The organism is Streptomyces sp. UNOC14_S4, assembly GCF_020740835.1.
In the GTDB taxonomy this organism is placed as follows: domain Bacteria; phylum Actinomycetota; class Actinomycetes; order Streptomycetales; family Streptomycetaceae; genus Streptomyces.
The window spans coordinates 1-11,880 of sequence record NZ_JAINFC010000211.1; the positions used below are offsets into that span (position 1 = coordinate 1).

The 11,880-nt window shown below is 70.7% G+C and carries 11 protein-coding genes; 8 read left to right on the forward strand and 3 right to left on the reverse strand.

The window, feature by feature from the left end; genetic code table 11:
- Window positions 1-42 precede the first annotated feature (42 nt).
- Window positions 43-723 carry a response regulator transcription factor gene (locus tag K6I34_RS19710; RefSeq protein WP_229327625.1) on the forward strand — a complete coding sequence of 227 codons (681 nt, stop codon included), beginning with the start codon at window positions 43-45 and terminating at the stop codon, window positions 721-723.
- 193 nt (window positions 724-916) lie between these two features.
- Here K6I34_RS19710 and K6I34_RS19715 read toward each other — a convergent pair whose 3' ends face one another.
- A complete protein-coding gene (locus tag K6I34_RS19715; RefSeq protein WP_229327626.1) occupies window positions 917-1,642 on the reverse strand; it encodes a DUF461 domain-containing protein in 726 nt (241 codons plus the stop codon).
- A 545-nt stretch (window positions 1,643-2,187) separates the two neighbouring features.
- Between K6I34_RS19715 and K6I34_RS19720 the strand changes: the two genes are divergently transcribed.
- From K6I34_RS19720 to K6I34_RS19735, 4 genes are all read left to right on the forward strand, one after another.
- Window positions 2,188-2,670, forward strand: a complete 483-nt coding sequence (locus K6I34_RS19720; protein WP_003953493.1) for a CarD family transcriptional regulator — start codon at window positions 2,188-2,190, stop codon at window positions 2,668-2,670.
- Window positions 2,671-3,001: 331 nt separating this feature from the next.
- Window positions 3,002-3,775, forward strand: a complete 774-nt coding sequence (ispD, locus tag K6I34_RS19725; protein ID WP_229327627.1) for a 2-C-methyl-D-erythritol 4-phosphate cytidylyltransferase — start codon at window positions 3,002-3,004, stop codon at window positions 3,773-3,775.
- Window positions 3,765-4,274, forward strand: a complete 510-nt coding sequence (ispF, locus tag K6I34_RS19730) for a 2-C-methyl-D-erythritol 2,4-cyclodiphosphate synthase (protein WP_121801354.1) — start codon at window positions 3,765-3,767, stop codon at window positions 4,272-4,274. The genes ispD and ispF overlap by 11 nt, the downstream gene beginning before the upstream one ends.
- A 90-nt stretch (window positions 4,275-4,364) precedes the next feature.
- A complete protein-coding gene (locus tag K6I34_RS19735; RefSeq protein ID WP_229327628.1) occupies window positions 4,365-4,772 on the forward strand; it encodes a PPOX class F420-dependent oxidoreductase in 408 nt (135 codons plus the stop codon).
- 211 nt (window positions 4,773-4,983) lie between these two features.
- On the opposite strand, the gene K6I34_RS19740 is transcribed toward K6I34_RS19735, so the two are convergent.
- Both K6I34_RS19740 and K6I34_RS19745 read right to left on the reverse strand, forming a co-directional pair.
- Window positions 4,984-6,204, reverse strand: coding sequence for an acyltransferase (locus tag K6I34_RS19740; RefSeq protein ID WP_229327629.1), 1,221 nt, complete (start codon window positions 6,202-6,204; stop codon window positions 4,984-4,986).
- A gap of 205 nt (window positions 6,205-6,409) precedes the next feature.
- Window positions 6,410-7,531 carry an acyltransferase gene (locus K6I34_RS19745; RefSeq protein WP_229327630.1) on the reverse strand — a complete coding sequence of 374 codons (1,122 nt, stop codon included), beginning with the start codon at window positions 7,529-7,531 and terminating at the stop codon, window positions 6,410-6,412.
- 186 nt (window positions 7,532-7,717) lie between these two features.
- Between K6I34_RS19745 and cysS the strand changes: the two genes are divergently transcribed.
- The 3 genes from cysS to K6I34_RS19760 all read left to right on the forward strand — a co-directional run.
- A complete protein-coding gene (cysS, locus tag K6I34_RS19750; RefSeq protein ID WP_229327631.1) occupies window positions 7,718-9,112 on the forward strand; it encodes a cysteine--tRNA ligase in 1,395 nt (464 codons plus the stop codon).
- A 109-nt stretch (window positions 9,113-9,221) separates the two neighbouring features.
- Window positions 9,222-10,175: a 23S rRNA (guanosine(2251)-2'-O)-methyltransferase RlmB gene (rlmB, locus tag K6I34_RS19755; protein WP_229327632.1), complete on the forward strand. Its 954-nt coding sequence runs from the start codon at window positions 9,222-9,224 to the stop codon at window positions 10,173-10,175.
- A gap of 266 nt (window positions 10,176-10,441) precedes the next feature.
- Window positions 10,442-11,880 (forward strand): DoxX family protein (locus tag K6I34_RS19760; protein ID WP_229327633.1); only part of this gene is annotated, 1,439 nt, incomplete at its 3' end.

Sequence of the window (11,880 nt, forward strand, 5' to 3'; positions counted from 1 at the left end):
CTCCCCAGCCACCCCCACCAAGACCCGACCGGAGGTCCATCCGTGACCCGTGTGCTCGTCGTCGAGGACGAGGAATCCTTCAGCGACGCGTTGTCCTACATGCTCCGCAAGGAGGGCTTCGAGGTCGCGATCGCGGCCACCGGACCCGACGGGCTGGACGAGTTCGAGCGCAACGGCGCCGACCTGGTCCTGCTCGACCTGATGCTCCCCGGCCTGCCCGGCACGGAGGTCTGCCGTCAGCTGCGCAGCCGCTCGAACGTGCCGGTCATCATGGTGACCGCCAAGGACAGCGAGATCGACAAGGTCGTCGGCCTGGAGATAGGAGCCGACGACTACGTGACCAAGCCCTTCTCCTCCCGCGAGCTGGTCGCCCGCATCCGGGCCGTCCTGCGCCGCCGCGGCGAGCCGGAGGAGGTCGCCCCCGCGGCCCTGGAGGCCGGTCCCGTACGCATGGACGTCGACCGGCACGTGGTCACCGTCGCGGGCGGCAAGGTGGATCTGCCGCTCAAGGAGTTCGACCTCCTGGAGATGCTGCTGCGCAACGCCGGCCGTGTGCTCACCCGGATGCAGCTCATCGACCGGGTGTGGGGTGCCGACTATGTCGGTGACACCAAGACGCTCGACGTGCACGTCAAGCGGCTCCGAGCCAAGATCGAGCCGGACCCGGGGGCACCGCGCTACCTGGTGACGGTGCGGGGGCTCGGCTACAAGTTCGAGCCGTAAAGGTGTGACCGGGGAGGCAAAGCCGGGCGCGCCCCATCAGGGGCGCGGGGAACTGCGCGACAAGCCCCCCACCGGGTCGGCAGCCGCGCGCGGAGCGCAAGAGGCACCCCGGTGGGCGCCACCAGCCCATGCCCCCGCCGCACGGAACTACCGAGAGGGCCCGGGAGCGATGCTCCCGGGCCCTCGGTGTCGATCAGTGACCGGCGTGCTGCTGCCCGCCCTGGCCCGGCTGCTGCGCCTGCTGGCCGGTGCGGTTCTGCTGGTTGGCGGACGGCGTGGCGCCCGGCTGGCCGGCGGTGTCGGCCTCACCCGGCTTGCCCGCCTGACCGGTCTGCCCCGTCTGCCCGTTCTGGCCGGCCTGACCACCAGGCTGGCCGCTCGGCTTCGAGGACGCCGCCGGTGCCTCCGACTCCGGGCCCCACTCCTTGAAGAAGCTCTTCGCGGGGACGACGAAGGCGGCGATGCCCACCTCGCCGGTGTCGCTGAAGTCGAAGGTCAGCTTCTGCGCGGTGCCGTCCTTCAGCGCCTCGCGGGCGTTCTCCACGACGGCGGAGGCGTTGCCCTTGCCGCCGAAAACCACGGCGCCGCCCGCGGGCACCACGAGCTTGCCGGAGCCACCCGCAGGGGTGATCTTCACGGCGGTGTTCTTGCCCGCGATGGTGATCGCCTTGAGCGTCTGGTCCTTGCGGCCGTTGTTGAAGAGCTTGCCGGTGATCACGGCCGGGCCCTTGGACTCCAGGTCCGGCTGGGTGATCACGTTCATGTTCTGGAGCCTGATGTCGCCGACCGTGGTGGCGGCGTTGTCCGGCTTGACCTCCAGCGTCTGCGCCTTGTTACCCGCCGCGCAGGCGGAGAGCGAGGCGATCGAGAGCACGAGGACGGAAGCGGCGAGAGCGCCGCGTCGAAGGCTGCTGCTCACGGCGGCGGCATCTCCTTGGACGAGGTAAGAGGTGTGTCAGCGCGCTTAGGTTACCCAGACCCCTCCAGGCCCTCGCACCCGACCCGCCCCCATGGTCAACTAGGCCCCGCTCGGCGGCATGGCCGAATATCCTCCACCGGCCCCTGGCTTGATCCCGTGACGGGTGGTGCGCGGGTTTATCCGGCGTGAATGCGGAGCCTTCCGGGAAGATGTTCGGGAATTGATCAAGTCGCTGGTGATCAATTCCGGAATCCGGGTGATGAAGTCCGTCCCGCCCCGAACGGAGTAGCGGAAGTCCGCCGACCGGACCCCGGCAAAACGGGACGTTCGACCGCTCGCGAGGCTCTCCGGGCGCCGGTAAGGTGCGCGTTTCCGCTCCCCCGAAGAACCGCTCCCACCTGCGAATACCCGCTTCCGGAACCCTCCCGCAGCACGTCCCGGTTGCTGTTGTCAAGCCCCGAGATATGCCCTGACCTGCGGAAACGCCATTCAGAACGGACAGTTCCCGTGTTAGACTGGATAGCCACGGAAGGGGTACCTGTCACATGACGTTCAAGGTTGGCGACACCGTGGTCTATCCCCATCACGGGGCCGCGCTGATCGAGGCCATCGAAACTCGCCAGATCAAAGGCGTGGACAAGACCTACTTGGTGCTGAAGGTCGCCCAGGGTGACCTGACGGTTCGGGTGCCGGCGGACAATGCGGAGTTCGTCGGTGTGCGCGATGTGGTCGGCCAGGATGGGCTGGACCGGGTCTTCGAGGTGCTCCGCGCACCCTATGCGGAAGAGCCGACGAACTGGTCCCGTCGCTACAAGGCAAATCTCGAGAAGCTCGCGTCGGGTGACGTGATCAAGGTCGCCGAGGTCGTGCGCGACCTGTGGCGCCGCGAGCGCGAGCGCGGTCTCTCCGCCGGTGAGAAGCGCATGCTCGCCAAGGCGCGCCAGATCCTGGTCAGTGAGCTCGCTCTCGCCGAGAACACCAACGAGGACAAGGCGGAGGCCCTGCTCGACGAGGTCCTCGCCTCCTGACGCGGCGAAGGCCGCATCGCCGGGCGGGTGCGCCCAGCGATGCCGGACACGACGCAACAGGTGCCGGACGTAAAGAAGTGCCGCGGTGCCCGCGCGATGACGAACACGTCATCCGCCGGGCGCTGCGGCATCTTGCGCTCCGGGGTGGCGCCGAGGCGCCGATCGTTCATGCCGTGCCTGATGTGCCGGGCCCGGGCAGTCGATCCGACCAGTTGTCACGGAAGGGGACTGATCGGGGCGTCGCGCCCGGCACCACCCCAGCTTCATGAGCGGGGGTACCTCCCAGGCCATACCCAATTCGGCTGAGGAAACAAACCTGAACGCCTACGCAATGTCTGATCGAGCCACCGCCGTCACCCCTTCGCGCACCGCCGCGGTGATCCCCGCGGCGGGCCGCGGCGTCCGCCTCGGCCCCGGCGCCCCCAAGGCCCTGCGCGCCCTGAACGGCACCCCGATGCTGGTCCACGCCGTACGGGCGATGGCGGCCTCCCGTGCCGTCTCCCTCGTCGTGGTGGTGGCCCCGCCGGACGGCGCCGCCGAGGTGCGCAACCTCCTCGACGCCCACCCGCTCGGCGGCCACACCCCCGCCGAGGTCCTCGTCGTGCCCGGCGGGACGACCCGCCAGGAGTCCGTACGGCTCGGCCTCGCGGCCCTGCCCGCGGACGTGGACGTCGTCCTCGTCCATGACGCCGCCCGCCCCCTCGTGCCCGTCGACACCGTCGACACCGTGATCGCCACCGTCCGCGGCGGTGCTCCCGCCGTCGTCCCGGCGCTGCCCCTCGCGGACACCGTCAAGCAGGTCGAGCCGCGCGCCGTCGCCGGTGAGGGCGGACCGGAGCGCGTCACGGGCACGCCCGAGCGGGCCCTGCTGCGCGCCGTGCAGACGCCCCAGGGCTTCGACCGGCGCACCCTCGACGCCGCCCACGAGAAGTTCGCCGCCGCGGAGGGCGAGGGCGCCACGGACGACGCGGGCATGGTCGAACGGCTCGGCGAGCCCGTCGTGCTCGTCCCGGGCCACGAGGAGGCGTTCAAGGTGACCCGGCCGCTGGACCTCGTCCTGGCCGAGGCCGTACTCGCCCGGAGGAGGGCCACCGATGGCTTCTGAGACCACCCCCGACCCCGTCGTCCCCGTGCTGCCGCTCGTCGGTATCGGCACGGACACGCACGCCTTCGAGGAGGGCCGCGAGCTGTGGTGCGGCGGCCTGCTCTGGCCCGGGGAGACCGGCCTCGCCGGGCACTCCGACGCCGACGTCGTCGCCCACGCCGCCTGCAACGCCCTCTTCTCCGCCGCGGGCCTCGGGGACCTCGGCGCCCACTTCGGCACGGGCCGGCCCGAGTGGGCGGGGGCCTCCGGGATCACGCTGCTCACGGAGGCGGCCCGCATCGTGCGCGAGGCCGGTTTCGGCATCGGCAACGTCGCCGTCCAGGTGATCGGTGTCCGCCCGCGCATCGGCAAGCGGCGCGCGGAGGCGGAGAAGGTCCTCTCGGAGGCCGTGGGGGCGCGGGTGTCGGTCTCCGGCGCCACGACGGACGGTCTGGGCTTCCCTGGCCGCGAGGAGGGCCTGACGGCCGTCGCCACGGCGCTGGTGTTCCCCCGGGGCTGATACGGGGCTGATACCGGGTTTTCCGCCCCTCCGGGGCATACGGTGGCCGGTGCAGGGCCGTCACTCCCAGCCGAGGGAAGGAAACGCACCGTGTCCGCCGAACTCTCCGACGACCTGAAGAAGCTCCTCGACGACACTCCCGTCTTCGCCACCGTCGCGACGGTCCAGCCCGACGGCAGCCCCCAGCTGTCCGTCACCTGGGTCGCGCGCGACGGCGACGACCTGCTGATCTCCACGACGATCGGCCGCCGGAAGGAACGGAACCTGCGGCGTGATCCGCGGGTGACCGTGATGATCAACCCGCCGAACGCGCCGTACACGTACGCGGAGGTGCGGGGGTCTGCGACGCTCTCCACGGAGGGCGGGGCGGAGCTGATCGACGAGCTGGCGCGCAAGTACACGGGGAAGGACTACGCGGACTTCTATCCCGCGGCAGCGGAGGACGCGCCGCGGGTGGTCGTCCGCGTCACCCCGCGCAAGGTGGTCGGCTCGATCTAGGCCCCTGGCCCGGCTATGACCGGGGGCTCCGCCCCCGGACCCCCGTGGTGGTCGGTTGCGGCCGGTGGGCACAAACGGGAGGGTGACACGTCGGGTCCGGGGCGAAGCCCCGGGGCTTAAGGGGCGCGGGGAACTGCGCGACCAGCCACAGACGACCGGTGGCCGCGCGCGCAGCGCAAGACGCACCCCAGTAGGCGCCGCGGGTCGCGGGTCAGTGATCCGCGGACTTGCCCGCACCCACGCGGTCGCGGTCCGGCTCCGCAGGAGACTCGTAGAGGCGGATCTTCGGCACGGCCAACCCCTTGCGCGGGGCCGTCGCGGAAGACGCCGGTGCCGCGGAGTTGCGCCGCATCTCGTCCATGCCCTTCAGCAGGGCCTTGCGCAGGCGCTTGCCCAGGGGGCGCTCCACGTAGCGGTGGAGCAGCCACGCCGCGCCCAGCATCACGACGACCAGCCCCGGTACGAGCACGTGCGCGGGGACGCGGTCGCGCAGGGCGTAGATCACGGTCATGCCGATGTACTGGTGGATCAGGTACACGGGGTAGGTGAGCGCGCCCGCGGTCGACAGCCAGCGCCACTGGATCCGGTCGAAGGCGCCCACCGCGATCAGACCCATCAGCACGAACGCGACGACGATGATCAGGGACGCCGGCCAGGTGGAGACCGTGTGCGTGGAGTTGTCCGCGACGCGCCGCGGGACGTGGTGCAGGGCGAGCAGCAGCGACATGGCCACGATGCCCCACAGCAGGCCCGTGGGCTTGAAGCGGTACATCAGGTAGAAGGCGATGCCCGCGACGAAGTAGGGCGCGTACAGCGGCATCGCCCACATTTCGAGGATCTTGTTGTCCGTGCTCATCGCGGTGATCCCCGCGACGGTCCAGATGCCGCAGAACAGCACGCACTTGCGGTAGGTGACGCCCGTGGCGACGACGATCGCGAAGAGTACGTAGAACTTCAGCTCGATGAAGAGGGTCCAGTAGACGCCGTCGACATCCCAGACGCCCATGCCGGTCTGGAGCATGGTCAGGTTGGTGAGGACCACGTCCCAGTTCTGCACCTGGCGCACCTGCGGCCACAGGGTGACCACGGCCGCGGTGACGAGGACCGCCACCCAGTAGGCCGGGTAGATCCGGGAGGCGCGGGAGACCACGAAGTCGCCCAGCGTTCTGCCCCAGGTGCTCATGCAGATGACGAAACCGCTGATCAGGAAGAAGACCTCGACACCGGTCCACCCGTACTGGGCGACCGCGTGGGCGTTCGGGAAGATCTCGCGGGCGTCCCGGCCCCAGCCGCCGCGCAGGGCGACGTAGTGGAACATCACGACCATCAGGGCCGCGAGGATGCGGAGCCCGTCCAGGACGTACAGCCGCGGGGCGGACTGCTGGACGGCTGCCCGGCCGCCATCGAGTTCACCTCGTCCGGCGAATCGCATGTCGTCCTCTCCGATTGGGGTCCCAGTGACCGAAAGTCGGCTCATCCTACGCAGGCCCGTTCGTACGCATGCTGGCACAGGAGGCCCGGCGCCGCCGTGACAGTTATCTCCTGTCTCTGACGTAATTCCAAGCCCGGCCCCGCAAGCGATCTTGCGGGCGGCGGCGACTCGTCATGACGTTTCCCGGATGTCCGTACAAGGCGGGTCACCCGGATCCGATCTCCGTCGCGGCCCTGCGCAGACCGCGGCCGAGAGCGCCCGCCAGCGGACGCTCCACATACCGGTGTACCAGCCAGGCGGCCTGCAGTATGACCAGGATCAGGGCGGGCAGTAGGACGTAGCGGGGCACGAGGCCGCCGCAGTGCCGGATGACCAGCCAGCCGAGGCGCTCGTGCAGCAGGTACAGCGGATAGGTCAGCGCCCCGGCGGCGGTGAGCCAGCGCCGGTCGAGCCGCCGGGTCCAGCCGAGCGACACCGCCGCCATCGCCAGGAAGAACAGCGTCAGCAGCACCGTCGTCGGCCAGTGCGGCACGTGCTGCCCCATGTGGCCCTCCGCCCGCGCCTGCGCGTCCAGCAGCGTGTGCTGGGCGACGAGGAAACAGCAGCTCACGATCAGCCAGTGGACGAGGTTCGGGCGGAAGCGGTGCATCAGGTGGAAGGCGACGCCCGCGATGAAGAACCAGCAGTCGTCCGGCATCAGCACCTGGTCGAGCACCGGATCGCGCACCGCCGCGGCCACCGCCCCCGCGCAGCCCCAGAGCACGCAGAAGCCCACCGCGCGCCGGTGGGTCAGCCCCCGCCAGGCGATCAGCGCGAAGAGCAGGTAGAAGCGCATCTCCACCCAGAGCGTCCAGTAGACGCCGTCGACGGAGTCCACCCCCAAGGGTGACTGGAGCATTGTCAGATTGACGGCGGCGTCCCTCGGACGGAGGGTTTCGCCCGTCGCGGGCCACAAAAGGACGGCGAGAGTCACGACGAGTACGCCGAACCAGTACGCGGGGAAGAGCCGTGTGACGCGCGACACGGCGAACTGTCCGACCGTCCTGCCCCAGCAGCTCATGCAGATCACGAAGCCACTGATGAGGAAGAAGAGCTGCACGCCCAGCCAGCCGTAGGACGCGGGCAGGAAGGCCGTCGGGAAGACCGCCGCCGAGGGCCGCTCCCATACGCCGCTGCCGAAGGCCACGTAGTGGTACGCCACCACCATCAGCGCGGCGAGCAGGCGCATACCGTCCAGCGCGGCCAGCCGCCCGCGACGGCCGCCGCTCTCCTCCCGCCGGGCCTTCCGGGGGTCCGCGAGCTGTACCGGCAGAGTGGAGTGCAACACCCCTCCAGGGGTTCGCGGCGGGCGTGGGGTTCGCTGACGTCCGTTGCATTCGCTGTCGTGCTGCGGAAGTTACCATGCAAACTTATCGTTTTGCCGCAATAAGAAAATAACGGTCAAAGCGTTACGTCTTACGAACCAACCGGCCATGTGCTCAGCGCACTGCCCGAAGGCCACTACCCTGGTTGCGTGACCATTCGCCTGTACGACACCAGCGCCCGGCAGATCCGTGACTTCTCCCCGCTCAAGCCGGGCTGTGTCTCGATCTACCTGTGTGGCGCGACCGTGCAGGCCGCACCGCATATCGGGCACATCCGCTCGGGTCTGAACTTCGACATCATGCGCCGCTGGTTCGCCTACCGCGGCTACGACGTGACGTTCGTCCGGAATGTCACGGACATCGACGACAAGATCATCAACAAGTCCGCCGAACAGGGCCGCCCCTGGTGGGCGATCGGCTACGAGAACGAGCGCGCCTTCAACAGCGGCTACGACGCCCTCGGCTGCCTGCCGCCCACCGTCGAGCCCCGCGCCACCGGCCATGTCACCGAGATGGTCGAGATGATGCGCGGCCTGATCGAGCGCGGCCACGCCTACGAGGCGGACGGCAACGTCTACTTCGACGTCCGCTCCTTCCCCGGCTACCTGGAGCTCTCCAACCAGGAGCTGGACAACCTGCTCCAGCCGTCCGGCGAGGGCGAGACCGGCAAGCGCGACCCGCGCGACTTCGCCATGTGGAAGGCAGCCAAGCCCGGCGAGCCCTCCTGGGAGACGCCGTGGGGCCGCGGCCGCCCTGGCTGGCACCTGGAGTGCTCGGCCATGGCGCACAAGTACCTGGGCGAGGCCTTCGACATCCACGGCGGCGGCCTGGACCTGATCTTCCCGCACCACGAGAACGAGATCGCCCAGGCGAAGGCCTTCGGTGACGACTTCGCCTCCTACTGGGTGCACAACGCCTGGGTGACCATGAGCGGCGAGAAGATGTCCAAGTCGCTGGGCAACTCCGTGCTCGTCTCGGAGATGGTCAAGCACTGGCGCCCCATCGTCCTGCGTTACTACCTGGGCACCCCGCACTACCGGTCGATGATCGAGTACAGCGAGGAGGCGCTGCGCGAGGCGGAGTCCGCGTTCGCGCGCATCGAGGGCTTCATGCAGCGCGTGGTGGAGAAGGCCGGTCCGGTCGCCCCCGCCGCCGAGGTGCCCCCGGCGTTCGCGGAGGCCATGGACGACGACCTGGGCGTGCCCCAGGCGCTGGCGATCGTCCACACCACCGTCCGCCAGGGCAATTCCGCGCTCACCGCCGACGACAAGGAGAGCGCGGTCGCCCGGCTCGCCGAGGTCCGCGCCATGCTCGGTGTCCTGGGCCTCGACCCGCTCGACGAGCGGTGGGCGGGCACGGCCACCGGCCGCGGCGACGACCTGCACGGCGTGGTCGACTCCCTGGTCGGGCTGGTGCTGGAGCAGCGCCAGGCCGCCCGTACCCGCAAGGACTACGCCACCGCCGACGCCATCCGTGACCAGCTCCAGCAGGCGGGCCTCGCCATCGAGGACACCCCGTCCGGCCCCCGCTGGACCTTGTCCTGACGGCTCTGCCCGCCCGACCCGAGCAATACGGCGCGTCCTGAGAGACACTTTTCGTACGTACGTTTACAAGAGCCCCGGCTCTTGAGCAGTAGAAGAAACAGGTGCACCCATGGCCGGCAACAGCCAGCGCAGGAACCGCCGCACGTCCAACAAGAAGGGCGCGCAGGTCGGCAGCGGCGGCCAGCGGCGCCGTGGCCTGGAGGGCAAGGGCCCGACCCCGCCCGCGAGCATGCGCAAGGGACACAAGAAGAACCGCGTGGCCAACGCCCAGGCCAGGCAGGCGGCGGCCCGCCGTCCCGCCCCGCGCCGCGGCGGTGCCAAGGGCACCAACGAGCTGGTCGTCGGCCGTAACTCGGTGGTCGAGGCGCTGCGCGAGGGCGTGCCCGCGAACGCGCTCTACGTCCAGCAGTTCATCGACAACGACGAGCGCGTCCGCGAGGCGCTCAAGCTCGCCGGCGAGAAGGGCCTCCACCTCATGGAGGCCCCGCGTCCCGAGCTGGACCGGATGACCAACGGCCTGAACCACCAGGGCCTCGTGCTGTCCGTGCCGCCGTACGAGTACGCCCACCCCGAGGACCTCACGGCCCTGGCGTTCGAGGGCGCCGAGGACCCGCTGATCGTCGCCCTCGACGGGATCACCGACCCGCGCAACCTCGGCGCGATCGTCCGCTCCGTCTCCGCCTTCGGCGGCCACGGCGTGGTCGTCCCCGAGCGCCGCGCGGCGGGCATGACCGCCAGCGCCTGGAAGACCTCGGCGGGCACCGCCGCGCGCACGCCGGTCGCGCGCGCGACGAACATGACCCGCACGCTGGAGGCGTACCAGAAGGAAGGCCTGATGGTCGTCGGCCTGGCCGCCGACGGCGACGTCGAGCTGCACGAGCTGGAGGCGCTGGAGGGCCCGGTCGTCATCGTCGTCGGCAGCGAGGGGAAGGGTCTGTCCCGCCTCGTCGGCGAGACGTGCGACTTCCGTGTCCGCATCCCGATGCCGGGTGGGGCGGAGTCGCTGAACGCGGGTGTCGCGGCGGGTGTTGTTCTTTACGAGGCGGCTCGCCGCAGGGCGTAGTGCCGGGGGCGCCTACTGGGGTGCCTCTTGCGCTGCGTGCGCGGCTGCGGGTCGGTTGTGGCTGGTCGCGCCCACGCGGCGGAGCCGCATATCGATGTTGCCCCGCGCCCCTGATGGGGCGCGGTGGCTGCACCGCTTCACGCATGTTTCAAACGCCGGAGGGGCTGAAATCAGCCCCTCCGGCGTTTTGTGGTTCATGGCCTTGACGGGTCTCGGACAGTTCGAACCGGTCAAGGCAGTGTCCTAATCAGAAGTCACTCGGTTAGATGAGTGTGGACACCAGAACACCCCGCAAACCCACGGGGGGAAGCTCTTCCGGGTACGACGACCAGCCCGCGCTGAGTACGGTGAAAGTGCCGTCGGACCCGGCGCAGATCGTCGTCAACCATATGAGTTTCCGCGTGCAGCTCGCCCGGCCGCCGCGCCTCGCCCGCCAGTTCGCCGGGGTCGCCGACACGGCACAGCTGCCCACGGTCAAGGCCGCGGCCCGCCGCCGGGCCCCGGTGGTGTGGAGCGGCCGCACCCGGCCCGGCGACGCGGCGCCCACCGAACTCCTGCAGGCCGTAAGGGACTCCGCGCATCCCGCGGAGTCCGCGGTCGGCGGTGACGCGGGCGTCACCCAGGTGCTGCCCCGCATCCGCGTGGACGATCCGCCCGCCACCGTCGTGGGCCCCCGTGGCCCCGTCGACGCCGGTGAGCTCGTCGACCCGGTGGGCCCCCGGACCCAACTCCTGCACGGCGTACGGCCGACGGGCAGCGCGTACGACGAAGGCTTGTACGGGGACGAGGAGTTCGAGGGCGACGAGGACGCGGCACGGCGCGAGCGCGGCGCGGGGGACGATCTGCGCACCGCGTACTACCCCGGGCGCAGGATGAATCTGGGCGTCGTCCTGCTGCCGCTGCGGATCTTCCTCGGGCTCGTCACGATCTACGCGGGCATGGGCAAGCTCTGCGACCCCGTCTACTTCGACGGCGGCCGCAAGGGCTCCATGGTCACCTGGCTGACCTCGCTGCACCCGTGGGCCGTCGCCTCGCCGCTGCGGGACTTCGCGCTGGCCCACCCGGTCGGGTCCGGGCTCACCGTGGCCTTCCTCCAGATCGTCGCCGGTGTCCTCACCATCTTCGGCCTCTGGCAGCGGCTCGCCGCCGGCATCGGGGTGCTGCTCTCCCTCGTCCTGCTGATGACGGTCAGCTGGCGCACCGTCCCCGTCTACGACACCCCCGACATCATCTACCTGGCCGCCTGGAGCCCCCTGGTCATCGCGGGGGCGCCGTTCTACTCCGTCGACGGGCGCCTCGCGGGCGAGGCGTGGCGCACGCTCGGGCCGCGCGCGCACCTGTGGGACCTGCGGCGGCGCGTGCTGCGCCGCGGGGCGATCATGGCGACCGTGCTCGTCGGCCTGTCCCTGATCGTCGGCTCGACGCTCGGCGGCGCGGTCCGTTCCTCGTCGACGGTGCGGACCCCCGGGCCGAGCGACCCGCCGGTGAACAACCTCCCCGGCTCGCCGTTCCCGCAGGCCCCGGGGACCGGTTCGCCGTCGCACGCGAAGGGCTCGGCGTTCCCGGGCACGCCGAAGCCGTCGGCGCCCGGTCACAAGACCGCCACTCCGTCGGCCACCGCGCCCGCCGCCCCCGGCACCGCGCGGGCCCCGGAGAGCACGGCGGGCGCGGCCGGGCACCCGGGCGCGAGCCACGGCGTCCACTC

What these genes read in the sequence shown, in the direction of transcription:
- K6I34_RS19740 (WP_229327629.1), bottom strand. Translation starts at nt 6,204, where the DNA reads ATGCGATTCGCCGGACGAGGTGAACTCGATGGCGGCCGGGCAGCCGTC.
- ispD (WP_229327627.1), top strand. Translation starts at nt 3,002, where the DNA reads ATGTCTGATCGAGCCACCGCCGTCACCCCTTCGCGCACCGCCGCGGTG.
- ispF (WP_121801354.1), top strand. Translation starts at nt 3,765, where the DNA reads ATGGCTTCTGAGACCACCCCCGACCCCGTCGTCCCCGTGCTGCCGCTC.
- rlmB (WP_229327632.1), top strand. Translation starts at nt 9,222, where the DNA reads ATGGCCGGCAACAGCCAGCGCAGGAACCGCCGCACGTCCAACAAGAAG.
- K6I34_RS19720 (WP_003953493.1), top strand. Translation starts at nt 2,188, where the DNA reads ATGACGTTCAAGGTTGGCGACACCGTGGTCTATCCCCATCACGGGGCC.